This window comes from Streptomyces sp. NPDC048182, from assembly GCF_043202555.1.
Lineage (GTDB): Bacteria > Actinomycetota > Actinomycetes > Streptomycetales > Streptomycetaceae > Streptomyces.
This window is the reverse complement of the sequence record NZ_JBIDAQ010000008.1, coordinates 135465-157831: the sequence shown is the minus strand read 5'-3', so window position 1 is coordinate 157831 and position 22367 is coordinate 135465. Positions and strand designations below refer to the sequence as shown.

19 protein-coding genes and 2 pseudogenes are annotated in these 22367 nt (G+C 74.5%); 14 read left to right on the top strand and 7 right to left on the bottom strand.

Annotated elements, in window-relative coordinates:
* Positions 1-12: 12 nt before the first annotated feature.
* From ACGFZL_RS18045 to ACGFZL_RS18020, 6 genes are all read left to right on the top strand, one after another.
* Positions 13-513, top strand: coding sequence for a transaldolase family protein (locus ACGFZL_RS18045; protein ID WP_393692759.1), 501 nt, complete (start codon positions 13-15; stop codon positions 511-513).
* Positions 510-2297: a glucose-6-phosphate dehydrogenase gene (gene zwf / locus ACGFZL_RS18040; RefSeq protein ID WP_393692757.1), complete on the top strand. Its 1788-nt coding sequence runs from the start codon at positions 510-512 to the stop codon at positions 2295-2297. Before ACGFZL_RS18045 ends, zwf begins: the two co-directional genes overlap by 4 nt.
* A complete protein-coding gene (gene opcA, locus ACGFZL_RS18035) occupies positions 2294-3229 on the top strand; it encodes a glucose-6-phosphate dehydrogenase assembly protein OpcA (RefSeq protein ID WP_393692755.1) in 936 nt (311 codons plus the stop codon). Before zwf ends, opcA begins: the two co-directional genes overlap by 4 nt.
* Entirely contained in the window at positions 3222-4871 is a 1650-nt protein-coding gene (gene pgi / locus ACGFZL_RS18030) for a glucose-6-phosphate isomerase (RefSeq protein WP_393692753.1), read from the top strand. Before opcA ends, pgi begins: the two co-directional genes overlap by 8 nt.
* 1 nt (position 4872) lies before the next feature.
* Positions 4873-5754, top strand: a complete 882-nt coding sequence (gene gnd, locus ACGFZL_RS18025) for a phosphogluconate dehydrogenase (NAD(+)-dependent, decarboxylating) (RefSeq protein WP_355170432.1) — start codon at positions 4873-4875, stop codon at positions 5752-5754.
* A gap of 90 nt (positions 5755-5844) precedes the next feature.
* Entirely contained in the window at positions 5845-7308 is a 1464-nt protein-coding gene (locus tag ACGFZL_RS18020; protein ID WP_393692751.1) for a membrane-associated oxidoreductase, read from the top strand.
* A 2-nt stretch (positions 7309-7310) separates the two neighbouring features.
* Here ACGFZL_RS18020 and ribA read toward each other — a convergent pair whose 3' ends face one another.
* On the bottom strand, positions 7311-7967 hold the full coding sequence (gene ribA / locus ACGFZL_RS18015; protein ID WP_393692749.1) for a GTP cyclohydrolase II: 657 nt from the start codon (positions 7965-7967) through the stop codon (positions 7311-7313).
* A 51-nt stretch (positions 7968-8018) separates the two neighbouring features.
* Between ribA and ACGFZL_RS18010 the strand changes: the two genes are divergently transcribed.
* Entirely contained in the window at positions 8019-8759 is a 741-nt protein-coding gene (locus ACGFZL_RS18010) for a creatininase family protein (protein WP_393692747.1), read from the top strand.
* Positions 8760-8866: 107 nt separating this feature from the next.
* On the opposite strand, the pseudogene ACGFZL_RS18005 reads toward ACGFZL_RS18010, so the two are convergent.
* From ACGFZL_RS18005 to ACGFZL_RS17985, 5 genes and pseudogenes are all read right to left on the bottom strand, one after another.
* Positions 8867-9652: pseudogene (locus tag ACGFZL_RS18005) on the bottom strand (lysylphosphatidylglycerol synthase transmembrane domain-containing protein); the annotation flags it as partial.
* A complete protein-coding gene (locus ACGFZL_RS18000; RefSeq protein WP_393692961.1) occupies positions 9649-10557 on the bottom strand; it encodes a hypothetical protein in 909 nt (302 codons plus the stop codon). The gene ACGFZL_RS18000 and the pseudogene ACGFZL_RS18005, both read right to left, overlap by 4 nt.
* Positions 10476-11582, bottom strand: a complete 1107-nt coding sequence (locus ACGFZL_RS17995) for a glycosyltransferase family 4 protein (RefSeq protein WP_393692959.1) — start codon at positions 11580-11582, stop codon at positions 10476-10478. Before ACGFZL_RS17995 ends, ACGFZL_RS18000 begins: the two co-directional genes overlap by 82 nt.
* 65 nt (positions 11583-11647) lie before the next feature.
* Positions 11648-12046 carry a 6-carboxytetrahydropterin synthase gene (locus ACGFZL_RS17990; RefSeq protein ID WP_355170420.1) on the bottom strand — a complete coding sequence of 133 codons (399 nt, stop codon included), beginning with the start codon at positions 12044-12046 and terminating at the stop codon, positions 11648-11650.
* Positions 12047-12136: 90 nt separating this feature from the next.
* On the bottom strand, positions 12137-13120 hold the full coding sequence (locus ACGFZL_RS17985; protein WP_393692745.1) for a dehydrogenase: 984 nt from the start codon (positions 13118-13120) through the stop codon (positions 12137-12139).
* Between the two features lie 106 nt (positions 13121-13226).
* Here ACGFZL_RS17985 and ACGFZL_RS17980 point away from each other — a divergent pair, with 106 nt between their 5' ends.
* Genes ACGFZL_RS17980 through ACGFZL_RS17955 form a run of 6 tightly spaced genes read left to right on the top strand, consistent with a single transcriptional unit; the run spans position 13227 to position 21253 of the window.
* Positions 13227-13970 carry a CDP-alcohol phosphatidyltransferase family protein gene (locus tag ACGFZL_RS17980; protein WP_393692743.1) on the top strand — a complete coding sequence of 248 codons (744 nt, stop codon included), beginning with the start codon at positions 13227-13229 and terminating at the stop codon, positions 13968-13970.
* 48 nt (positions 13971-14018) lie between these two features.
* Positions 14019-14537 carry a hypothetical protein gene (locus tag ACGFZL_RS17975; RefSeq protein ID WP_355170414.1) on the top strand — a complete coding sequence of 173 codons (519 nt, stop codon included), beginning with the start codon at positions 14019-14021 and terminating at the stop codon, positions 14535-14537.
* Positions 14537-15931: a hypothetical protein gene (locus tag ACGFZL_RS17970; protein WP_393692741.1), complete on the top strand. Its 1395-nt coding sequence runs from the start codon at positions 14537-14539 to the stop codon at positions 15929-15931. Before ACGFZL_RS17975 ends, ACGFZL_RS17970 begins: the two co-directional genes overlap by 1 nt.
* Positions 15928-17307: a VWA domain-containing protein gene (locus ACGFZL_RS17965; RefSeq protein WP_393692739.1), complete on the top strand. Its 1380-nt coding sequence runs from the start codon at positions 15928-15930 to the stop codon at positions 17305-17307. The genes ACGFZL_RS17970 and ACGFZL_RS17965 overlap by 4 nt, the downstream gene beginning before the upstream one ends.
* A 14-nt stretch (positions 17308-17321) precedes the next feature.
* Positions 17322-18443, top strand: a complete 1122-nt coding sequence (locus ACGFZL_RS17960; RefSeq protein ID WP_355170408.1) for an AAA family ATPase — start codon at positions 17322-17324, stop codon at positions 18441-18443.
* Positions 18440-21253, top strand: a complete 2814-nt coding sequence (locus ACGFZL_RS17955) for a hypothetical protein (RefSeq protein ID WP_393692737.1) — start codon at positions 18440-18442, stop codon at positions 21251-21253. Before ACGFZL_RS17960 ends, ACGFZL_RS17955 begins: the two co-directional genes overlap by 4 nt.
* 4 nt (positions 21254-21257) lie before the next feature.
* Here the strand turns inward: ACGFZL_RS17955 and ACGFZL_RS17950 are convergent, their stop codons facing one another.
* Positions 21258-22061, bottom strand: a complete 804-nt coding sequence (locus ACGFZL_RS17950) for an NAD-dependent epimerase/dehydratase family protein (RefSeq protein WP_393692735.1) — start codon at positions 22059-22061, stop codon at positions 21258-21260.
* 66 nt (positions 22062-22127) lie between these two features.
* Here ACGFZL_RS17950 and ACGFZL_RS17945 point away from each other — a divergent pair.
* Positions 22128-22364 (top strand): annotated as a pseudogene (locus ACGFZL_RS17945) (MFS transporter); the annotation flags it as partial.
* Positions 22365-22367: the final 3 nt, after the last annotated feature.

Sequence of the window (22367 nt, the reverse complement as noted above, 5' to 3'; positions counted from 1 at the left end):
TTCTTGAAGAAGATGAGCACTGTGAACCGAGCACCCACGACCGCGCGGATGATGACCACCGCCGACGTGCGTGCCGCCGCCGACGTGCTGCGCCCGGTGCACGAGGCGTACGAGGCGTACGAGGAAGCCTTCGGCGGGGACCGCTTCACCGCCCTCGCCGGGACGGGCGCGCACCGCCGGCGCCCCCTGTGGGCGTCCACCGGTGTGAAGGACCCCGCATATCGGGACACCCTGTACGTGGAGGAGCTGGTCGCTCCCGGCACCGTGAACACGATGCCGGAGGCCACCCTGGCCGCCACCGCCGAGCGCGGCGTGGTCCGGGGTGACACGGTCACCGGTGGGTACGCCCAGGCAAGGGCGGACCTGGCGGCGGTGGAGCGGCTCGGTGTCTCCTACGGCGAGGTGGTGGAGCAGTTGGAGCAGGAGGGCGTGGCCAAGTTCGAACAGGCGTGGCAGGACCTGCTCGACGCGGTGACGAAGTCGCTGGACGACAAGGGAGTTGACGGGGAATGAGTGAGGAGCAGCCCGCCACGGCGGGTCGTGAGACGAAGGCGACGAAGGAGGCCAAGGAGGCGCGGGCGGCCGAGGAGGCCGCCGGGACGCAGCACACCGAGCAGGCCGAGCGGGCGGAGAAGTCCGCCGCCGCCCGGGGCGCGGGCAAGGCCGAGGGAGGCAAGGCGCCGGCCCGCGGCCGGGCCCGCACGGCGAAGCCGGCCGGCAAGGACACGGCCGCGGCGAAGAAGGAGAAGGCCGCCGACGAAGCCGCCACGCCGCTCGACTGGAGCAATCCGCTGCGCGACCCGGACGACCGCCGGCTGCCGCACATCGCGGGCCCCTCCGGGCTGGTCATCTTCGGCGTCACCGGCGACCTGTCCCGCAAGAAGCTGATGCCGGCCGTGTACGACCTCGCCAACCGGGGTCTGCTGCCGCCGGGCTTCTCCCTGGTGGGCTTCGCCCGCCGGGACTGGGAGGACCAGGACTTCGCGCAGGTGGTGCACGACGCGGTCAAGGAGCACGCGCGCACCACCTTCCGCGAGGAGGTGTGGCAGCAGCTCTCCGAGGGCATGCGCTTCATCCCGGGCGACTTCGACGACGACACCGCCTTCAAGGCGCTGCACGACGCGGTCGAGGAGCTGGACGCCTCCCGTGGCACCAGCGGCAACTACGCCTTCTACCTCTCGGTGCCGCCGAAGTTCTTCCCGAAGGTCGTCCGGCAGCTCAAGAAGCACGGCCTGGCGGACGCCCCGGAGGGCTCCTGGCGCCGCGCGGTGATCGAGAAGCCGTTCGGCCGCGACCTGGCCAGCGCCCGGGAGCTGAACGCGCTGGTGCACGAGGTCTTCGACCCCGAGCAGGTCTTCCGCATCGACCACTACCTGGGCAAGGAGACCGTCCAGAACATCCTGGCGCTGCGCTTCGCCAACCAGATGTACGAGCCGATCTGGAACCGGTCCTACGTCGACCACGTGCAGATCACCATGGCCGAGGACATCGGCATCGGCGGCCGGGCCGGCTACTACGACGGCATCGGCGCCGCCCGCGACGTCATCCAGAACCACCTCCTCCAGCTGCTCGCGCTGACCGCGATGGAGGAGCCCGCCTCCTTCGACGCGGCCTCGCTGCTGACCGAGAAGCTGAAGGTGCTGAAGGCGGTGCGGCTGCCGGACGGCCTCGGCGAGCACACCGTGCGTGGCCAGTACGCGGCCGGCTGGCAGGGCGGCGAGCAGGTGCCGGGGTACCTGGAGGAGGAGGGCATCGACCCGTCCTCCAGCACCGACACCTACGCCGCCGTGAAGCTCGGCATCGACAACCGGCGCTGGGCGGGCGTGCCCTTCTACCTGCGCACCGGCAAGCGGCTCGGCCGCCGGGTGACGGAGATCGCGGTGGTCTTCCAGCGCGCCCCGCACTCCCCCTTCGACTCCACGGCGACCGAGGAGCTGGGCGAGAACGCCATCGTGATCCGCGTCCAGCCGGACGAGGGCATGACGGTGCGGTTCGGCTCCAAGGTGCCGGGCACGTCGATGGAGATCCGGGACGTCTCGATGGACTTCGCCTACGGCGAGTCGTTCACCGAGTCCAGCCCGGAGGCGTACGAACGGCTCATCCTGGACGTGCTGCTCGGCGACGCGAACCTCTTCCCGCGCCACCAGGAGGTCGAGGAGTCCTGGCGGATCCTCGATCCGGTCGAGGAGTACTGGGCCACGCACGGCCGGCCCGCGCAGTACGACTCGGGCGGCTGGGGTCCGAAGGAAGCCGACGAGATGCTCGCACGAGACGGACGGAGCTGGCGCAGGCCATGAGGATCGACCTGACCGACACCACGGCAAGCAAGGTCAACAAGGCGTTGGTGCAGGGCCGCCGCGCCATCGGCACGCCCGCGGTGGGCATGGTCCTGACGATGGTGATCGTCACGGACGAGGAGAACGCCTACGACGCCATAAAGGCCGCCGAGGAGGCCTCGCACGAGCACCCCTCGCGGACCCTGGTCGTCATCAAGCGGCAGACCCGCAACCTGCGCGAGCGCACCCGCTCCCACCTGGACGCCGAGGTGCGGGTCGGCTCGGAGGCGGGCACCGGCGAGACGGTGGTGCTGCGCATGTACGGCGAGGTCTCCGAGCACGCCGACTCGGTCGTGCTGCCGCTGCTGCTCCCCGACGCCCCGGTGGTGGTCTGGTGGCCGGTGGACGCCCCGGACGACCCGGCCAAGGACCCGCTGGGCGCGCTGGCCCAGCGCCGGATCACCGACCTGTACGCGGTGGACCGCCCGATGGAGGTGCTCGCCCGCCGGGTGCGCACCTACGCGCCCGGCGACACCGACCTGGCCTGGACCCGGCTGACCCTGTGGCGCTCGATGCTGGCGGCGGCCCTGGACCAGGCCCGGGTGCCGGTGACCTCGGCGGCCGTCGAGGCCGAGGCGGACAACCCGGCCGCGGAGCTGCTGGCCCGCTGGCTGGAGGCCCGCCTCAGGGTGAGCGTCGACCGGGTGGTCACCGAGGGCCCGGTGGTCACCGCCGTACGCCTGGGCACCGCCGGCGGTGAGATCGTCATCGACCGGCCGGAGGGCCCGCTGGCCACGCTGACCCTGCCCGGGCAGCCGCCGCGGTCGCTCGCGCTGAAGGTCCGCACCACCTCAGAATTGATCGCCGAGGAGCTGCGGCGCCTCGACGCCGACGAGATGTACGCCGTCGCCCTGCGCGGCGAGGCCACCGAGGAGACCCCTGTCCATGTCTGACACCCCCGAGCTGACCCGGCGCCCGGAGTGGGCCGCGCTTGAGGACCACCGCGCCGAGGCGCTCCAGCGGCCGAGCCTGCGCGAGCTGTTCGCCGAGGACCCCGGCCGCGCCGAGCGGTACGTGGTGCGCGTCGGCGACCTGCGCATCGACTACTCCAAGCACCTGATCACCGACGAGACGCTGGCCCGGCTCCAGGAGCTGGCCGCCGCCACCGGCGTCGCCGGGCTGCGGGACGCGATGTTCCGCGGCGAGAAGATCAACCTGACCGAGGACCGGGCGGTGCTGCACACCGCGCTGCGCGCGCCCCGGGACGCGGTGGTCGAGGTCGACGGCGAGAACGTGGTGCCCAAGGTGCACGCCGTGCTCGACAAGATGGCCGGCTTCGCGGACCGCGTGCGCTCCGGCGACTGGACCGGCTACACCGGCCGGCGCATCCACAACGTCGTCAACATCGGCATCGGCGGCTCCGACCTCGGCCCGGCGATGGCCTACGAGGTGCTGCGCTCCTACACCGACCGCGAGATGGTCTTCCGCTTCGTCTCCAACGTGGACGGCGCGGACCTGCACGAGGCGGTCCGGGACCTGGATCCGGCGGAGACGCTGTTCATCGTGGCGTCCAAGACCTTCACCACCATCGAGACGATCACCAACGCCACCTCGGCCCGCACCTGGCTCCTTGACGGGCTCAAGGACGACGCGGCCGTCGCCAAGCACTTCGTGGCGCTGTCGACCAACACGGAGAAGGTCACCGACTTCGGCATCGACACCGAGAACATGTTCGAGTTCTGGGACTGGGTCGGCGGGCGCTACTCCTACGACTCGGCGATCGGCCTCTCCCTGATGATCGCCATCGGCCCGGACCGCTTCCGGGAGATGCTCGACGGCTTCCGCATCGTCGACGAGCACTTCCGGAACGCCGAGCCGGAGGCCAACGCCCCGCTGCTGCTCGGCCTGCTGGGCATCTGGTACGGCAACTTCTTCGACGCGCAGACGCACGCGGTGCTGCCGTACTCGCACTACCTGTCGAAGTTCACCGCCTACCTCCAGCAGCTCGACATGGAGTCCAACGGCAAGTCCACGCAGCGCGACGGGCGCCCGGTGGAGTGGGAGACGGGGCCGGTGGTGTGGGGCACGCCCGGCACCAACGGGCAGCACGCCTACTACCAGCTCATCCACCAGGGCACCAAGCTGATCCCGGCCGACTTCATCGGCTTCGCCCGCCCGGTCGAGGAGCTGAGCGAGGGGCTCAAGGGCCAGCACGACCTGCTGATGGCCAACTTCTTCGCCCAGACCCAGGCCCTCGCCTTCGGCAAGACGCCCGACGAGGTCCGCGGCGAGGGCGTGCCCGAGGAACTGGTCCCGCACAAGACCTTCCACGGCAACCACCCGACGACCACGATCCTCGCCCGCGAGCTGACCCCCTCGGTCCTCGGCCAGCTGATCGCGCTGTACGAGCACAAGGTGTTCGTGCAGGGCGCCGTGTGGAACATCGACTCCTTCGACCAGTGGGGCGTCGAACTGGGCAAGGTCCTCGCCAAGCGCGTCGAGCCCGCCCTCAGCGAGGGCGCGGACGTCCCCGGCCTCGACCCCTCAACGGCCGCGCTGGTGGCCGCCTACCGCGAACTCAAGGGAGAGCACTGACATGCAGATCGGTCTTGTCGGCCTGGGCAGGATGGGCGCCAACATGCGCGACCGCCTGCGCAACGCCGGTCACACCGTCGTCGGTTACGACACCAACCCGGAGAAGGCCGACGTCGAGAGCCTGGTCGAGCTGGTCGACCAGCTGGAACGGCCGCGTGCGGTGTGGGTGATGGTCCCGGCGGGCGCCGCCACGCAGAACGTCATCGACCAGCTGGGCGCCCTGCTCAAGCACGGCGACACGGTCATCGACGGCGGCAACTCCCGCTGGACGGACGACGAGAAGCACGCCAAGGAGCTGGCCGCGCGCGGCGTCAACTTCGTGGACGCCGGCGTCTCCGGCGGCGTGTGGGGCCTGAAGAACGGCTACGCGCTGATGGTGGGCGGCGAGGAGGAGACGGTCACCTCCCTCAAGCCCATCTTCGACGCCCTCAAGCCCGAGGGCCCCTACGGCTACGTCCACGCGGGCAAGGTCGGCGCCGGGCACTTCTCCAAGATGGTCCACAACGGCATCGAGTACGCCATGATGCAGGCGTACGCCGAGGGCTGGGAGCTGCTCGAGAAGGTCGACTCCGTGGACAACGTCCGCGAGGTCTTCCGCTCCTGGCAGGAGGGCACCGTCATCCGCTCCTGGCTGCTCGACCTCGCGGTCAACGCCCTGGACGAGGACCCGCAGCTGGACAAGTTGCGCGGCTACGCGGAGGACTCCGGCGAGGGCCGCTGGACGGTCGAGGCGGCCATCGACAACGCGGTGCCGCTGCCGGCCATCACGGCCTCGCTGTTCGCCCGCTTCGCCTCCCGGCAGGACGACTCCCCGCAGATGAAGATGATCGCCGCGCTGCGCAACCAGTTCGGCGGCCACGCGGTGGAGGCGGCCAAGAAGTAACGCCCCTGGTTCGGCGTCCGCGCCCCCGTCCGGCCGTGCCGGGCGGGGGCGTTGACGTACCGCCCGGGGGCGGGACAGAGTCCTTCGCTGATGGAGATCACCGATCTGACACCGGCCGAGACGCGGGTGTGGCGGGCCTACGCCACCGGCGCGCACGTGGACTTCCGCACCGCCGACGACGAGGACGCGGCCGACGGCGCCGGCTGGGGCGCCGGACGCAGCGTGCGCGCCGCCGTGCTGCGGGCGCTGCTGCTCGACGGGCCGCGCCAGGACGGGGAGATCCCGGCGCTCGACGTGGCCGGTGCGCGGATCAGCGGCCGCCTCGACCTGTCGTACGCGAGTGTCGAGGACCCGGTGCGGCTGCGGCACTGCCACTTCGAGGAGCCGCCCCGGCTGTACGCCGGCCGCCTGCGCGAGGTCAACCTGAGCGAGTCGGTGCTGCCGGGTCTGGTCGCGCACGCGGCCCGGGTGGACGGCGCACTGCGCCTGACCAGGGCCCGCTGCCACGGACCGGTGCGGCTCGGCGGGGCGGAGGTGAGCGGCAGCCTGTACCTGGAGAGCGTGCGCGTGGACGCGCCGGACGAGACGGTGCCGGCGCTCCAGCTGAACCAGGCCGTGCTCGGCGCCGACCTGTGGGCGCCGGGGCTGCGGGTGCGCGGGGAGGCACGGCTGACCGGGATCCGGGTCACCGGGACGGTCAACCTCGCCGAGGCGGTCCTCGACCACGCCGGTGGTTCGGCTCTGTACGCCGAGACGCTGACCGCCGACGCCGACGTGCTGCTGCGGCGGGCGGAGCTGCGGGGGCGGTGCGAGCTGCGCGGGGCGCGGATAGCGGGGCGGCTCGATCTGTCCCACGCCCTGCTGAGCAACCCCGGCGGCATCGCCCTTCGGGCGAGCAGCTCCGAGATCGGCGAACTCTGGCTGCGCCAGGGCCCGGTGGTGAAGGGATCCCTCAACCTGCGGCGCACCCGCCTCGACGTGCTGTTCGTGGAGCCGGAGGTGCTGCCGGACGAGGTGTACGTCAACGACCTGACCTACACCTCCCTCCTCCCGCACGAGCCCGCCGCGCGCCGGCTGCCGATGCTGGAGCGCGGCCCCGACCCGTACCTGCCCTTCACCTACGAGCAGTTGACCGCCGCCTACCGCCGGATCGGCGACGAGGACGCGGCCCGCCGGGTGCAGCTGGCCAAGCAGCGACGGCACCGGCGCACCCTGCCGTGGTACGCCCGTCTGTGGGGGTACCTCCAGGACGCCACGGTCGGCTACGGCTTCCGCCCGCTGCGGGCCGGGATCTGGCTGCTGTCGCTGCTCGCGGTCGGCTCGGCGGTGTACCGGGTGCATCCGCCGCCGCCCCTGAAGCCCGCCGAGGCCCCGGAGTTCGACCCGGTCTTCTACACCCTGGACCTGCTGCTGCCGGTGATCTCCTTCGGGCAGGAGGGCGCCTTCGCGCCGCTCGGCTGGTACCGGACGCTGTCCTACGTCCTGATCGTCACGGGCTGGATCCTGGCGACCACCGTGATCGCCGGCCTCACGCGGACGGTGAGCCGCGGCTAGGACTACATGTCCGCGACCGCGTCCAGGTGGGGCAGGACGTGGTCGAGGCGTTCGCGCTTGGTGCGCAGGTAGGTGATGTTGCTCTCGCAGGGCGCGATCAGCAGCGGCACCCGCTCGGCGACCCGGATGCCGTGCCGCTCCAACGCCTCCGCCTTGCGCGGGTTGTTGGACATCAGGCGCACCGACCGGACGCCCAGGTCGGCCAGGATGCGGGCGGCCACGCCGTAGTCCCGGGCGTCCACCGGCAGCCCCTGGGCGAGGTTGGCCTCCACCGTGTCCAGGCCGTCCGCCTGGAGGGCCATCGCGCGCAGCTTGGCGAGCAGGCCGATGCCGCGTCCCTCGTGGCCGCGCAGGTACACCACCGCGCCGGCGCCCTCGGCGGCCACCGCACCGAGGGCGGCGGCGAGTTGGTCGCCGCACTCGCAGTGCCGGGAGCCGAAGGCGTCCCCGGTCAGGCACTCCGAGTGCAGCCGCACGAGCGCGTTCTCGGCCGCGAGGTCGCCGTGCACCAGGGCGACCTGCTCGATGCCGCGTTCGTGGTCGAAGTAGCCGACGGCGCGGAACGGCCCGTGCGCGGTGGGCAGCGGCGCCTCCACGACGCGCTCCACGTCCGTGCGCCGAGCCGCGTTTCCGCCGAGGATGCCGGAGGTGTCTGTCATGATGCTCGCGTTCCTCACCTGGGACGACCTGAGACGAAGGGCCGTGCGGACATGGATGGTGCGCTGCTGCCGTCGGACACCACGGAGGACGTGCGCCGGCGGGGCGCCGGGGCGGCACGGCAGGTGGCGGTGCTGCCGGTGGGAAGCTTCGAGCAGCACGGCCCGTATCTGCCGCTCGCCACCGACACGCTGGTGGCGTGCGCGGTGGCCCGGGAGATCGCCGCCGCGTATCCGGTGCACCCGCTGCCGCCGGTGACGATCGGCTGCTCGCACGAGCACGCGGACTGGCCGGGCACCGTCAGCGTCTCCGCGCCCACCCTGTACGCCGTGGTCCGGGACGTGGCCGACTCGCTGCGCCGCTCGGGCGTGGCGGCGCTCGTGGTGGTGGGCGGGCACGGCGGCAACTACGTGCTCGGCAACGTCGTCCAGGAGGCCACCGCGCGCGGTGAGCGCATGGCGCTCTTCCCGGCGCCGGAGGACTGGGAGGCGGCGCGGCAGCGGGCGGGGCTGGCGACCTCGCTGCTCACCGACATGCACGCCGGGGAGATCGAGACCTCCGTACTGCTGCACGCGCACCCGGACCAGGTCCGCCCCGGCTACGAGGCGGCCGACCACGTCGCGGACGACCGGCGTCATCTGCTCTCCCTCGGCATGGCGGCCTACACCGACTCCGGCGTCATCGGGCGTCCTTCCCTCGGCACGGCGGAGAAGGGCGCGGCGCTGCTCGCGAGCCTCGCGGAGTCCTTCGCCGGGTACTTCGCGCTGCTGACCGGCGAGGCGGGGCGCCCCTGACGCGGCACGCCCGCGCCGGCGCGCCGGCCAGCGAGCAGGACGGCGGCGCCCGGCAGGCTCGCCACGAGCCCGAGCACCCCGTACGCCACGGACACCCCGAGCCCGTTGGCCGCGCCGAGCCCGGCAGCGCCGAACGCCCAGGCGGTGACGGTCTCGCGCGGGCCCCAGCCGCCGACGCTGAGCGGCAGCGCCATGGCGAGCAGGGCGAGGACGGCGGGCGGCGCCAGCACGGCCGGGGAGGCGGTGCTGCCGGCGGCCCGCGCGGCGAGGGCGAAGGTGGCGAGGTGGCCGGCCAGGACGACGACCGAGGCCGCCGCGATCCCCGGCCAGTCCCGGCGGACGGCTCCCAGCGCCTCCCGCGCCGCGCCCGCGCGCCTTCTCAGGAGCAGGACGACGGCGAGCGCGCCCAGGACGGCCGCCCCGGCCCACGGCGCGAGGTGCCGGGCGGTGGCCGGCACCGGGGACGGCAGGGTGAGCAGCACCCCGGCGCCGACGACGAGCAGCGCGAGTTGGCCCGCCGCCCGTTCGAGGACCACGGCCCGTACGGCCCGGCCCAGGTCCCCCGCGTCCCTGCCGTGCCGCACCGCGCGGTGCACGTCGCCGAGGACGCCGCCGGGCAGGGCCGCGTTCAGGAACAGGGCGCGGTAGTAGGCGGCGACGGCCGCGCCGAGCGGCAGCCGGATGCCGAGGCCCCGGGCGACCAGGGCCCACCGCCACGCGCTGCACACCGTGGTGACCAGGCCGATGCCCAGCGCCGCCGCCAGCGTGACCGCGTCGAGGCCGCGCACCCCGTCGAGCAGCGCGCCGGTCCCCAGCCGCCACACCAGGACGCCGAGCAGGGCCGCGCCGGCGAGGGTGCCGAGGCGGCGGCGCAGGCGTGGGGCGGCGCTCATGTGGCGCCGCCCCGGGCCAGCAGGTCGCTGTGGTGGACGACGACCCGCAGCGCACCGGCGCGGCAGGCGGCGAGGCGGTCCCGGAGGTAGTCCTCCGCCCGGCCGGCCAGCTCGGGGCGCTGCTCGACGGCGGCGCCGACCCAGCCGCGCAGCCACTCCTCGGTGAGCGCGGCCTGGTCCGGGCCCAGCCGCCAGGGGCTGGCGTGCACCCGCACGGTGGCGCCGTACCCGGCGAAGGCGTCCGCCGCGACGGCGACCGCGTCCGGGCCCAGCAGTCCGCCGCGCCGCTGGTGGGCGTTGAACGCGGCGGCGAGCTGCCCGTCCAGCGGGTCGGCCGGTGTCAGGTCGACGCGGCCGGCGACGGAGAGGGTCAGCAGCGCCGGGCAGCCCGCCCCGGCGCAGGCGCGGGCGAGGGCGCCGACGTCCTCGGCGGTGAGGACGTCGAGGAGCGCGGAGGCGGTCACGAGGGAGGCGCCGGCCAGCGCGTCGGGGGTGAGGCGGGCCAGGTCGCCCCGCCGGGTCTCGATGGTGACGGGGGCGCCGTCGGCGGCGGTGCGGGGCGCGGAGGCCGCGGCGAGGCCCAGCAGGTGGGGGTCGCGGTCGTGCAGGACCCAGTGCTGGGGGCCGGGGAGCCGCGGGGCGAGCCAGCGGCCCATGGAGCCGGTGCCGCTGCCGAGGTCGTGCACGGTGAGCCGGGGGCCGGTGAGGCGCTCGCGCAGGGCGTCCAGGGGTTCGCGGGCGCGGGCGGCGGCGTCGGCGGGTTCGCGCAGGCGGAGCCAGTCGGGGGCGTAGCGGGGAAGGTCGGCCGGTTCGGTTGCCGGTCTCATGTCATCGCCGCCGTTCCGCCGGTGGGGGCCGGCAGGCCGGCCAGGACGGCCGCGAGGCTCCGCGCGGTGGCCGCCCAGCCGGTGAGGGCGGCTCGACGGGCGCGGGCGGCGGCCCTCAGGCGGCGCCGCACGTCGGGTTCGCCGAACCAGCCGCGCAGTTCGGCGGCGAGCGCGGCGGGGTCCTCCGGTGGCACGAGGATGCCGGGCACCCCGCCGTCGGGGGCGCGGCCGAGCGCCTCGGGCAGGCCGCCGACGTCCGTGGCCAGCACCGGGATGCCGCGGGCGAGGGCCTCGGTCACCGCCATGCCGTAGGTCTCGGCGTAGGAGGTGAGGACCATCAGGTCGGCGGCGGCGAACTCGGCGTCCAGGTCGGCGCCGGACTTCGGGCCGGCAAGGACCAGCCGGTCGGTGAGGCCGTGCCGGGCGATCAGGGCGCGCAGCTCGGCGACGTAGCCGGGGTCCTGGGTGAGCGCGCCGACGCAAACGCAGGTCCAGGGCAGGTGCGGAGCCGCGGCCAGGGCCTCCACCAGCCGGTGCTGTCCCTTGCGCGGGGTGACCGCGGCGACGCACAGCAGCCGGGAGACGCCGTCGGTGCCGGGCGCGAGGGGCGCGATGTCCGCGCCGGGGGCGGCCTCGTGGACCCGGCCGGGGTCGAGGCCGTGGTGTGCGATCAGGCGGCGGACCGCCCAGTCGCTGGTGGCGACGACGGCCGGGACGGCGCGGAGCACCTCGCGCTCCCGGGCGTCGAGTTCGGCGGCCGTGGCCGGGTCGAGGCCGGTCTCGTCGCCGAGCGGGAGGTGGACGAGCACGGCGGTGCGCAGCCTCCGCGCCTGCGGGACGACGACCTCGGGCACACCGCAGGCCACCAGCCCGTCGAGGAGGACGACCGCGCCGTCCGGCAGCCGGCCGAGGCGCTCGGCGAGTTCGGCGCGCGCGGCGGCGTCGGGCCCGGGCCAGTCGCCGGTCACCGGGAGGCGGCGCACCCGCCAGCCGAAGCCGGGCAGGTCGAGGGTGACGCGCCGGTCGTAGGCGTTGCCGCCGCTCGGCGCGGCCGGGTCGTCCACGCCGCCCGGCATGACGAAGTGCACATCGCGCAGGGACATGGGCGGTCCGGGGTGGGTGTCGGTGCCGCTCGCGGTCTTCGGGGCGGCGCGGGTCGGGGCGGGCGTCACAGCGCACGCTCGTAGCTCGCCCAGGCGACGTGCGACTCGTGCAGCGTGACGCCGAGGCCGGTGAGGCCCCGGGCGCCCTCGCCGAGCGCGCCGTCGTGGACGCGCTCGGCGAGCCGGTCGGCGACGACCTTGGCCAGGTACTCCGTGGAGGTGTTCACGCCCGCGAAGGCCGGCTCGTCGTCCAGGTTGCGGTAGTTCAACTCGCCGACGATCGCGCCCAGCTCCCGGGTGGCCAGGCCGATGTCGACCACGATGTTGTCCTCGTCCAGCTGCTCGCGCCGGAAGGTGGCGTCGACCAGGAACGTCGCTCCGTGCAGCCGCTGGGCGGGCCCGAAGACCTCGCCGCGGAAGCTGTGGGCGATCATCAGGTGGTCGCGGACGGTGATGCTGAACAACGGCGTCCTCCAGGTGTGGCGCTTCTGTCCGTCCGGGCCGCCGCCGGGCGGTCCGGTTGCCGTCCAGTACGGCCGGGTCCCGTGTGGTGTTCAGTCGGCGGCGTCGTATCGGATGCGGTGGCACAGGGCCGGCAGCCGTCCGGCGGCCAGCGCGGGGAGCACGTCCGGCAGGTCGGCGAACGCGGACTCGCCGGTGATCAGCGTATCGAGGGCGGGGTCGGCGAGCAGGTCGAGGGCGAGGGCGAGCCGGTCGGCGTGGGTGCGGGTCGCCGCGCGCGCCGGGGAGACGGTGCCGACCTGGCTGGCGCGCAGGGTGAGCCGCCGGGAGTGGAAGGTCTCGCCGAGCGGCAGCGCGACGGGCCGGTCCCCGTACCAGCTCAGCTCCACGACGGTGCCCTCAGGGCGCAGCAGCTCCAGGGACCGGGCGAGGCCCCGCTCGGTGGCGCTGGCGTGCACGACGAGGTCGCGGCCGGTCAGGGCGTCGGCGGGCGTGGCGAAGCCGGCGCCGAGCGCCTCGGCGGTCGCGGCGCGGGCCGGGTCGGTGTCCACGAGCTGCACGCTGACGCCGGGGAAGCGGGCGAGGAGCGCGGCGACCGAGCAGCCGACCATGCCGCCGCCAACCACGGTGACCCGGTCGCCGAGCAGCGGCGCCGCGTCCCACACCGCGTTGACGGCGGTCTCCACGGTGCCGGCCAGGACGGCGCGGGCGGGCGGCACGGACGCGGGTACGGGGGTGACGGCGGAGGCGGGGACCACGTAGCGGGTCTGGTGCGGGTAGAGGCAGAAGACGGTGCGGCCGGTGAGCGCGGCCGGGCCCTCCTCGACCACGCCGACGCTGAGGTAGCCGTACTTCACCGGTGCGGGGAAGTCGCCGTCCTGGAACGGGGCGCGCATCACCGCGTGCTGGCTCTCGGGCACCCGGCCGTCGAAGACGAGGGTCTCGGTGCCCCGGCTGACGGCGCTGTACCGCGTGCGTACCAGGACCTCGTCGGGTCCGGGCGCGGGCAGGTCGACGTCGCGGATGGCGCCCCGGCCGGGGGCGTCGAGCCAGAACGCGCGGGCCGTCCGTGTCATCGCACTCCTCCTGAACGGTCGGGAAGCCGCCCGCGTACCGAGGGCAGGCCGCGCCCCCTCGGGCGGCGGCGTCGATCGACTCTGTCACACGGCCGGAGGATGTTCCGTGGCCCTGAACCACACGTACCGGGCGGGTTCCGTCCAGCAGGAGGCGGCCGTCGGGATGGGCGCGCAACTGCTCCTCCTGATGCTGCTCCGCACCCCGCTCGGCCTGGGCGCGGCCGGCTGGCTGACCGGGCTGGCGTTCGCGTGCGCGACGTGGGCGGTGCTCGCGCGGGCGCTGCGCCGGTCCGGACTGCGCTCCTTCGGCCCGGCCAACCGGGTGACGCTGGGCCGGGCGGTCCTGGTCGGCGGGGTCACCGCGCTGGTGGCGGACTCCTTGCCCGGCGGGTCCCCGGTGCCGCCGCTGGTCGGCCTGACGGCGGTGGCGCTGGTCCTGGACGGCGTGGACGGCCGGGTCGCCCGGCGCACGGGCACCTGCTCCCCGCTGGGGGCGCGCTTCGACATGGAGGTGGACGCCTTCCTCATCCTGGTCCTGAGCGTGCACGTCGCCCTGGACCTGGGCGCCTGGGTGCTGCTGATCGGCGCGATGCGGTACGCCTTCGTCGCCGCGGCGCGGATCTGGCCCTGGCTCACCGCGCCGCTGCCGCGGAGCACGGCCCGCAAGACCGTGGCCGCCCTGCAGGGGGTGCTGCTGCTGACGGCGGGCACCGAGATCCTGCCGCGCCCGTGGAACACCGGGGTGGTGCTGCTCGCCCTGGCCCTGCTGACATGGTCGTTCGGCCGGGACGTGACGGGACTGTGGCGAGCCGGCGGCCCGCGCCGCGGCGTTGTCAGTGGGTGCCACTAGGTTCGATCTCGTTCCGCCGAGGTGGCGTGAGCAATCCCCTTCGCATGCATGGGAGATGGTGCGTTGTCGGTGTGGGAGAGGTCGAGCACGGCACGCGTGGTGCCGGTGGCGCGGGCGCGGAAGCTGGCCAAGGTGCCGTTCGTGGAGCTGGCCGACGGCCGGTTGCAGGGCGTGGTGTCCAGCGGGTCGGACATCGGGCGGGTCTACGTGTCGTCGGTGGCTGCGGGGACGTACGCCTTCGCGTGCAGCACGAACAACAACCGCCCCTGCGGTGGCGCGCGCGGCACGTACTGCAATCACCTGCGGGCGCTGGTGGCCGAGGCGGTGCTCCAGTACGGCGGTGAGCGCGTCGCCCGCTATCTGAAGGTGGACCCCGGCGCGGCGGAGGCCGACGCGCAGACGGTCATCGGCGCGATGACGGCCACCCGGCCCGCGCAGGACGACGGTTCGGCGGCGGCGCAGGTGTTCAGCCGCTTCCTGCGCCAGCTCGCCTATCTCGAACTGCCCGCCTCCACCTTGCCCTTGGCCGAGATGCAGTGGTTCCCGACCACGCGGGCGGTGGCCTGATGCGCGCCGACCTGCTCACCGCGCCCCTCGCCGGGCTCGACGAGGCCCTCGCGGCCGTGGACGGCTTCGACGAAGCGCTGACCGGCGGCCTGTTGCGACCCGGGCCCGGACAAGCGGCCGGCCTCGCGGGGCTGGCGGACGCCGTCGCCGGGTCGCCGCTGGCCGCGCGCGTCGCCGAGGCCGCCGAGAAGACGGCCGCCGCTGCCGCGGGCGAGGACCACTTCGTCGCGCTCGCCGCCGCCCGCTGCGCCCTGCTCGGCTCGGTGCACGACGCGCTGGCGGAACGGGTGGCGGAGATGCTGGGGCGGCCCGTCGAGGCCCCCGCGGGGGAGCCCGGCCCCTCGGGCGCCGGGCCCGCGGGCAACCTGCTCGCCGCCGCCCGCGGCTGGCTGTGCGAGCTGGCCCGGGCCGGCTGGCGGGGCCTCGACCACGACACCGTCGCCGGGGCCGCGCCCGTGGTCGCCGCGTTGCTGCCCGACCCGGCGCTGCGCCGGCTCGCGGTGCTGCTCGACGGCTTCGCCGCCGAACTCGCCGCGTCCTGCCCCGGGTCGGCCCTGGAGCGGGTGCCGGCGCGCCGCTGGGCCGACCTGTGGTCGCGGGGGCTGCTGCTGACCCTGCCGGGTGCGGCCCGTACGCCGGTCGTGGGCGCGGTGACCGGCCGGCTTCTGCCGCTCGGCGTCGACCTCCAGGAGCACGCCACCGCCGTGCAGGCGCAGGTGCACGCCGTGTTCGAGCCGGCGGACGGCGGCACGGCCCGGCTGGTGCGGGCCTCGGTGTCCGCCGCGAAGCCGGACACGGTGGTCGGGGCCGGCCTGTGGCAGCTGCTCCGGCCGCACATGTCCCTGCTGGCGGCGGCCGGCGAGGGCCGGGCCGTGGACCTCGACGCCATGCCGGTCACCGCCGAGGGCGACCTGGTCTGGGACGAGGACCGGGCCCGCACGGGCGAGCCCGCCGAGGCCCTCGCCACCGCTCGAGTGGCGCTGCCCGCCGCCGCGGCGTTCCCGGTCGCGCCCCTCGACCGGCACCCGGCGCGCATCGCGGCGCCCGCCCTCCTGGAGGGGTACGCCGTGGAGGACGGGGCGGACGGCATGGTGTTCCTGCTCGCCGGGCACCGGCTGGCCGTCGACGCCGGCCGGGTGCCGGCCGCGGGGCCGCTCACCCGCGAGGCCCTCGCCGCGTCCGGCGCCTGTGTCGGGCTGCTGCGTTGGGACGCCGGGGAGTTCCGCCTCCAGCCGCTAGCCGTGGAGCGGACGGTGCGGGGGAAGGGCGTCGCCGTGCACGCCGGGGCGTGGGCCGGGGGCACCACCGACAAGGCCGGCGTACGCGCCGAGAAGGCCGCCGCCGACGCCGTGACGGTGCTGCGCGAGCGGGCCGGGAAGCTGCTGCGGAAATGACCGACGAGACGTCACACGAAGCGTCCGGACACGAAGCGTCCGACGCGCTCGACAACCGGCGCCAGGTCCTCTACTGGCGGCTGCTGGCCCGGATCTTCGACCACGAGGAGCAGGCCGGCCTGGAGTCGGTGAGCCTCGCGGTGGTCGAGGACCTCGGCCTGCCGCCCGCGCTGCTCGACCCGGACGCCTCGGTCGACTCCGTCGTGCAGCGGCACCCGGAGCTGGCGGCCGAGTTCGACGGCCTGATGGTGCCCGAGCCCGAGGAGGACGGCGTCCGCGACCGGGCCGCCGAGGTGCGGCGCGCCGCGCTCGCCTCGAAAGTGCTGCTGAACGTCTTCGCGGCCCGCCCCGGCACGGTCACCGCCGGGCAGCTGTCCCGCTGGCAGTCCGACGCGGACCGGCTGGAGAGAGCGCTCGGCTGCCGCCCGGGTGAGCTGCGCGGCGGCCGAGCCGGCGGCGGACCGGAGACCGGCCAGGAGATCAGCCGGGAGATCGGCCCGGAGCTGGCCGCCATCGAGGGCGACCTCGTCCACCGCATGCACCTGCGCGAGGTGCTGGCCGACCCGCACCTGGCCGCCCGGCTCACCCCGAGCATGTCCCTGATCGAGCAGTTGCTGCGGGACAAGGACAACCTCTCCGGCGTCGCCCTCGCCAACGCCAAGGCGCTGATCCGGCGTTACGTCGAGCAGCTCACCGAGGTGCTGCGCACCCAGGTGGAGAAGGCGAGCGCCGGCGAGCTGGACCGCTCGGTGCCGCCCAAGCGGGTCTTCCGCAATCTCGACCTCGACCGCACCATCTGGAAGAACCTCACCAACTACAGCCCGGCGGAGGAGCGGCTCTACGTCGACCGCCTCTACTACCGGCACACCGGGCGCAAGACGACGCCGCAGCGGCTGATCGTGGTGGTCGACCAGTCCGGCTCCATGGTCGACTCGATGGTCAACTGCACCATCCTGGCGTCCATCTTCGCCGGCCTGCCCAAGGTCGACGTCCACCTGATCGCCTACGACACGCAGGCGCTCGACCTCACGCCCTGGGCGCAGGACCCCTTCGAGACGCTGCTGCGCACCAAGCTCGGCGGCGGCACCGACGGCACCGTGGCGATGGCGCTGGCCCAGCCCAAGATCGCCGAGCCGCGCGACACGGTCGTCGTCTGGATCTCCGACTTCTACGAGTGGCGGAGCCAGGAGCTGTTCGAGTCCATGGCCGCCGTCCACCGCTCGGGCGCGAAGTTCATCCCGGTCGGGTCGGTGACCAGCTCCGGGCGCGGCAGCGTCAACCCGTGGTTCCGCGAGCGGTTCAAGGACCTGGGCACGCCGGTGATCTCCGGCCACATCAAGAAGCTCGTGCACGAGCTGAAGACCTTCCTCGGCTGACGAAAGGCCCTGACATGTCCGACCTGCTGCGCGCCCCCGCCGAGATCAAGTACGCCGAGGAGCTGGACTGGCTGGAGTCGGTGGACGACGGTCCCAAGCCGTTCTCCTGGCGCCTCTCCCCCAAGATGGTCCGCCTGTTCGTCCTCGGCTCCGAGCGCGCCGACGGCCTGGAGCGGGACATCGCCCCGAAGTGGTTCGGCGACCGGAGCTTCGTGGAGCGCTCCATCGTGACCCTCGCCTCCGACCGCGGCCTGCTGCTCATCGGCGACCCCGGTACCGGCAAGAGCTGGCTGGCCGAGTTGCTGTCCGCCGCGATCAGCCGCAACTCCACGCTGGTGGTGCAGGGCACGGCCGGCACCACCGAGGACCACATCAAGTACTCGTGGAACGTGTCCATGGTCATCGCCAAGGGCCAGTCGCGGGAGTCGATGATCCCCTCCCCCCTCATGACCGCGATGGAGGCCGGCGCCATCGGCCGCTTCGAGGAGCTGACCCGGTCCACCAGCGACGTCCAGGACGCGCTGATCTCCATCCTGTCCGAGAAGTACATCTCGGTGCCCGAGCTGGAGAGCGGCGGCAGCGACAACATCGTCTTCGCCAAACCGGGGTTCTCGGTCATCGCCACGGCCAACAGCCGCGACCGGGGCGTGAACGACCTGTCGTCCGCGCTCAAGCGCCGCTTCAACTTCGTCCGCATCCCGGTGGTGACGAACAAGAAGAGCGAGGCGGAGATCGTCCGCTTCCGCACCGAGGAGCTGCTGCGCCGGCACTCCCTCGACCTGGAGGTCCCGCCGACCCTGCTCGACGTGCTGCTGCAGAGCTTCGCCGACCTGCGCGCCTCCGCCGCCGCGGCCGGCAGCGACGACGAGAGGCTGGAGTCGGCCCTGTCCACGGCCGAGCAGATCGGCGTGCTGGAGGACGCGGTCCTGCACAGCACCTTCTTCGGCGAGCGCGCGCTGACGGCGCGCACCCTCGCCTCCTCGCTGGTCGGCTCGCTGGCCCGCCGTGAGCCGGAGGACCTGGCGATCCTCAACAAGTACCTGCACGGGGTGGTCGAGCCGCGCGGCAAGGAAGTGGGCGGCGCCTGGCCGGAGTTCCTCGAGGGCGGGCGCGACGCGATCGCCACCCTGTCGTGACCGCCTCCCCGGAGAGCGGCGGCGCGTTCGCCGCGCTGCGCGGGCAGCTCCAGCAGGCGGCGGCCGAGTTCGCGGGCGGTCCCGACGCCCTGGAGGGCATCCTGCTCGGCATGGTCGACGACGTCGACCGGGCGGTGCGCGAGCCCTTGGAGATCTTCCCCGTCTGCCACCACTCGCCGGCCTCGGCGACGGCCATGGCCCGGCGGCTGCGCGAGAAGCAGCCCAAGGTCGTCTACCTGGAGCTGTGCGAGGACCTGGCCCCGCTCCTCACCGAGCTGCGCAACTGCCGGCTCCCGGTGGCGGTGCAGGCCTTCGCGGGCGACGTCGACGGCTTCCCCGCCGAGTGGGCGCCGCTGTCGGTGGTCGCGCCGGTCACCGAGGCGTCCGCCGAGTACCAGGCCATCGCGTACGCCCTGGACACCCCGGGCGTGGAGCTGGTCCTCGTGGACCGCTCCGCGGACCACGTCTTCCAGTGGGACAGCCGCGGTCAGGAGCCGGAGGCCGCCCCGGACGACTCCGAACGGGCCACGGACGAGGCCGGGTTGCACGGTGAGGCCGTCGGCGTGGAGATCGGCGACCTGCGACCGCGTTTCGCGGAGCTGGAGGAGCACCTGCTGCGGCACGGCAAGGTGCGGCACTGGTCGGAGTGGTGGCACCAGTACGTGGAGGTGCCCCTCGGCGACAGCGGCCACGACGCCTACCGGCAGGTGATGTTCCTCGTCGGCAGCCTGTTCCGGCGCCTCGCCCCCGGGGCAGGCGACCGGGTCCGGGTGGACGAGGAGCGCGAGCGCTACATGTGGACGCGGATGCGCGAGCACCTGCGGGCGACCGGCACCGACCCGGCGGACTGCCTGTATGTGTGCGGGGCGTTCCACGCGGCCAGCCGGGTCGCGGAGTTCGGGGTGCACGGCAGCGACACGTACGCGGTCTCCCCGCGCACGGCCACGACCTGGCAGTACGGGCTGATCCCGTCCAGCCACGCGGCGATCGAGGCGCAGTTCTCGCTGGCCCCGGGCTCGGTGTCGATCGCGGCGACGGAGTGGGCGAAGAGCCTGAAGCGCACGAAGGTGCGGCCGTACCGGCTTGCGGGGCAGGCGGGGGTGAGGAAGAGCGCGGCCAGGAAGGCGCCACCGGCGCCGGTGGCGGCCGGGGCACCCGCCTCGGACCGGCTGTCGGGCTTCCTGAGCCGGCCACCCGTGCTCGACGCCCTGGACGAGGCCGAGTTGCTCGGCTGGTCCGTGGACATCGTGCGCGCCGCCCGCCGAGCCGGCTACTTGGCCTCCACCGCCGACGCGATCGCCGTCTTCGAGACGTCGATCCTGCTGGCCGGCATGCGCGACCGGGTCAAACCGACGCCGTACGACTTCCAGGACGCGGCGGTCACCTGCATCGAGAAGGACAGCGTGCCCGGGCGGCGGGACGTGCGACGCCTGGTCGAGATCATGATGGGCGGCGACCGGGTCGGCAAGGTCGGCTACGAGGCGCTGCCGCCGCTCGCCCGGGACGTGCACGACCGCCTCGCGCCGCTGGGCATGCAGCTCCAGCAGCGGGGTGTGCGGCGGGCGTTGCTGGACATGGCGGGACGGCCGGAGCTGCGGCCCTGCTCCGACCTGCTCTGGATGCTGCGGCGCCTCATGCCGGCCGGCGCGGCGCGCCCGATCATGGGCGAGCTGCGCCTCGGCGAACGGTCGATCCAGGAGTCCTGGGACCTCGCGCTCGGCACCCACCAGCGGGCCCTGATCGAACTGGGCTACGAGGGCGTCAGCGTCGAGCAGGTCCTGGAGCAGCGGCTGCGCCGGGAGGCGTACGGGGAGCAGGCGACGGCGGCGCGGGTGCTGGCCGCCGTCGAGGACGCCGTGCTGTACCTGGGCAGCCGTCGCCTCGCGGACGAGCTGGGCGCCCACGCGCTGAAGGTGCTGGGCGCCGAGCGCGGGGTGGCGGGCGCGCCGGAGGTGCTGCGCCGGGTGCGCGGGCTGCTGGCGTACTACCGCACCGCCGAACCGGTGCTGCCGGCGTGGATCGAGTCCTTCGTGAAGGCCGGGTACGCGCACTACTGCACGCTGCTGCCGACGGCGTTCCGGGACGAGGACGCGACGGTGGGGCAGGTCGCGGCGATGCTGGGCTTCCTGTTCGGCATGGAGGGCCTGGCGCTGTCGCTCGGCTGCGACCGGGCCCAACTGGAGCTGGCGGTCGCCCAGTCGCACCCGCGGGACCAGGCGCGGACGGCCCTGCTCTGGGCGGCGCAGACGCATCTCGGGGTGCTGCCCCGGGAGGAACTGCGTTCGCGGTGCGCGGCGTTGCTCGCCGACCCGCTGGCGGTGCCGGCCTACCCGCGCTACCTCAGCGGCTTCGTGCACGCCCTGGAACCGGTGCCGGGCCTCGCGGACGTGGTGGTGGAGGCGGTGTCCAACGCCTTCGCGCGGCTGCCGGACACGGTGCTGCTGCCGTGGCTGCCGCTGCTGATCACGACGTTGCGGTCCGGTGCCGCCGACCTCGCGCCGCGCCTGGTCCGCGAGGCCGGCCGGACCTTCCCGGACCGGCCGGCCGACCTGGACGCGTGGACGCCGCCGTGGCGGGCGCCCGCGACCCCGGCGCCCACCCGGCGCGCGGATCCCGGCGGTCGCCGGGGTGCCGTCCTGTTCCGCGCCCACCCGGCCACGTGCGACGCGGTCGCGTCGCTGCTGGGCTGCGCGGACGGCTGGTCGGATCCCGCGGCCCCTGCCGCGTCGGGCACGGCGCTCCTGGCCGCGCACTCGGCGACGGCCGAGGCGCTGGCGGCCCTGCTGCCCGGTGGGGCGGGCGTCGGGTGAGGGCTCAGGGCGCGAGGTGGGGAAGGGTGAACTCGGGCGCGGCGTAGGGGCCGGCCTGGGGTGCGGCGGGGTCGGGCGGGAGGTCGGCGCCGGGGATGCCGCCGGCGTGGACCTCGGCGTCGTCGAGGGGGGCGTAGTCCAGGACCGCCGGGTCGGGCAGCTCCCAGAAGCGGCGGGTGTTGGCGGAGACGGCGTAGACGGTGGCGAAGCGCGTGGTCTCCGGTGCCGTCAGCGCCGCCCGGACGTAGCCGACGGTGTCGCGGGGGCTCAGCCAGGTGGCGAGGTGCCGGGGTTCGGTGGGCTCGGGTTCGAAGCTGCCGATGCGCAGGCAGATCACGGAGAGGCCGAACTTGTCGGCGTAGAGCCGTCCCAGCGCCTCGACGGCCGCCTTGCTGACCCCGTACAGGCCGTCGGGGCGCACCGGTTCGTCGGGGGCGGTGCGATGGCCGGCGGGGTGGAAGCCGGTCACCCGGTTGCTGCTCGCCAGCACCACGCGCCCGATGCCGGCTCGCCGGGCGGCTTCCAGGACGTGGTGGGTACCGAGCACGTTGGCGCCGAGGAGATCGGGCAGGGGGGCCTCGTCGGGGATGCCGCCGAGATGGAGGACGCGGTCGGCGCCGGCGAGGGCGGAGCGCACGGCGGCCTCGTCCCGGAGGTCGGCCGGGCGGACCTCCTCATTGCCGGCCTCGGGCCGCAGCGGTGCTCGGTCGACGAGGAGCAGACGCTCGGCCTCGGGGCGCAGGGCCCGCCTGACCACGGCTCCGATGGTGCCCGCGGCACCCGTGATCGCCACTGTGCCCCACCGCATGACGTCTCCCTCCCGCTGTCGGCGACTGCCGCCGGCATCCGTGTTCACACCGTACGCACCCGGACCCCGGCCGCCGCGGCGGCCAACGTCTCCCGCGTCGCCGGCCTCGGCTACCTGGGCATGCTCGCGGGCCCGGCCGTCATCGGCTGGCTCACCCGCTACATCCCCCTCAACACGGCCTTCTTCCTCCCGGTCGCCTGCTGCGCCGTCGCCGCCCTCACCGCCGGGTCCCTCCTCCCGGCCCGGCCGGCCGACGACACACCGCCCGACCGGCTGGCCGCGCCGGAAGGGGCGGGGCACTGAGGG

What these genes read in the sequence shown, in the direction of transcription:
- ACGFZL_RS18010 (WP_393692747.1), top strand. Translation starts at nt 8,019, where the DNA reads ATGGATGGTGCGCTGCTGCCGTCGGACACCACGGAGGACGTGCGCCGG.
- ACGFZL_RS17975 (WP_355170414.1), top strand. Translation starts at nt 14,019, where the DNA reads ATGGGAGATGGTGCGTTGTCGGTGTGGGAGAGGTCGAGCACGGCACGC.
- ACGFZL_RS17985 (WP_393692745.1), bottom strand. Translation starts at nt 13,120, where the DNA reads ATGACACGGACGGCCCGCGCGTTCTGGCTCGACGCCCCCGGCCGGGGC.
- ACGFZL_RS17950 (WP_393692735.1), bottom strand. Translation starts at nt 22,061, where the DNA reads ATGCGGTGGGGCACAGTGGCGATCACGGGTGCCGCGGGCACCATCGGA.
- ribA (WP_393692749.1), bottom strand. Translation starts at nt 7,967, where the DNA reads ATGACAGACACCTCCGGCATCCTCGGCGGAAACGCGGCTCGGCGCACG.
- pgi (WP_393692753.1), top strand. Translation starts at nt 3,222, where the DNA reads ATGTCTGACACCCCCGAGCTGACCCGGCGCCCGGAGTGGGCCGCGCTT.
- ACGFZL_RS17965 (WP_393692739.1), top strand. Translation starts at nt 15,928, where the DNA reads ATGACCGACGAGACGTCACACGAAGCGTCCGGACACGAAGCGTCCGAC.
- zwf (WP_393692757.1), top strand. Translation starts at nt 510, where the DNA reads ATGAGTGAGGAGCAGCCCGCCACGGCGGGTCGTGAGACGAAGGCGACG.
- ACGFZL_RS17995 (WP_393692959.1), bottom strand. Translation starts at nt 11,582, where the DNA reads ATGTCCCTGCGCGATGTGCACTTCGTCATGCCGGGCGGCGTGGACGAC.
- gnd (WP_355170432.1), top strand. Translation starts at nt 4,873, where the DNA reads ATGCAGATCGGTCTTGTCGGCCTGGGCAGGATGGGCGCCAACATGCGC.
- opcA (WP_393692755.1), top strand. Translation starts at nt 2,294, where the DNA reads ATGAGGATCGACCTGACCGACACCACGGCAAGCAAGGTCAACAAGGCG.
- ACGFZL_RS17970 (WP_393692741.1), top strand. Translation starts at nt 14,537, where the DNA reads ATGCGCGCCGACCTGCTCACCGCGCCCCTCGCCGGGCTCGACGAGGCC.
- ACGFZL_RS18020 (WP_393692751.1), top strand. Translation starts at nt 5,845, where the DNA reads ATGGAGATCACCGATCTGACACCGGCCGAGACGCGGGTGTGGCGGGCC.
- ACGFZL_RS18045 (WP_393692759.1), top strand. Translation starts at nt 13, where the DNA reads ATGAGCACTGTGAACCGAGCACCCACGACCGCGCGGATGATGACCACC.
- ACGFZL_RS17960 (WP_355170408.1), top strand. Translation starts at nt 17,322, where the DNA reads ATGTCCGACCTGCTGCGCGCCCCCGCCGAGATCAAGTACGCCGAGGAG.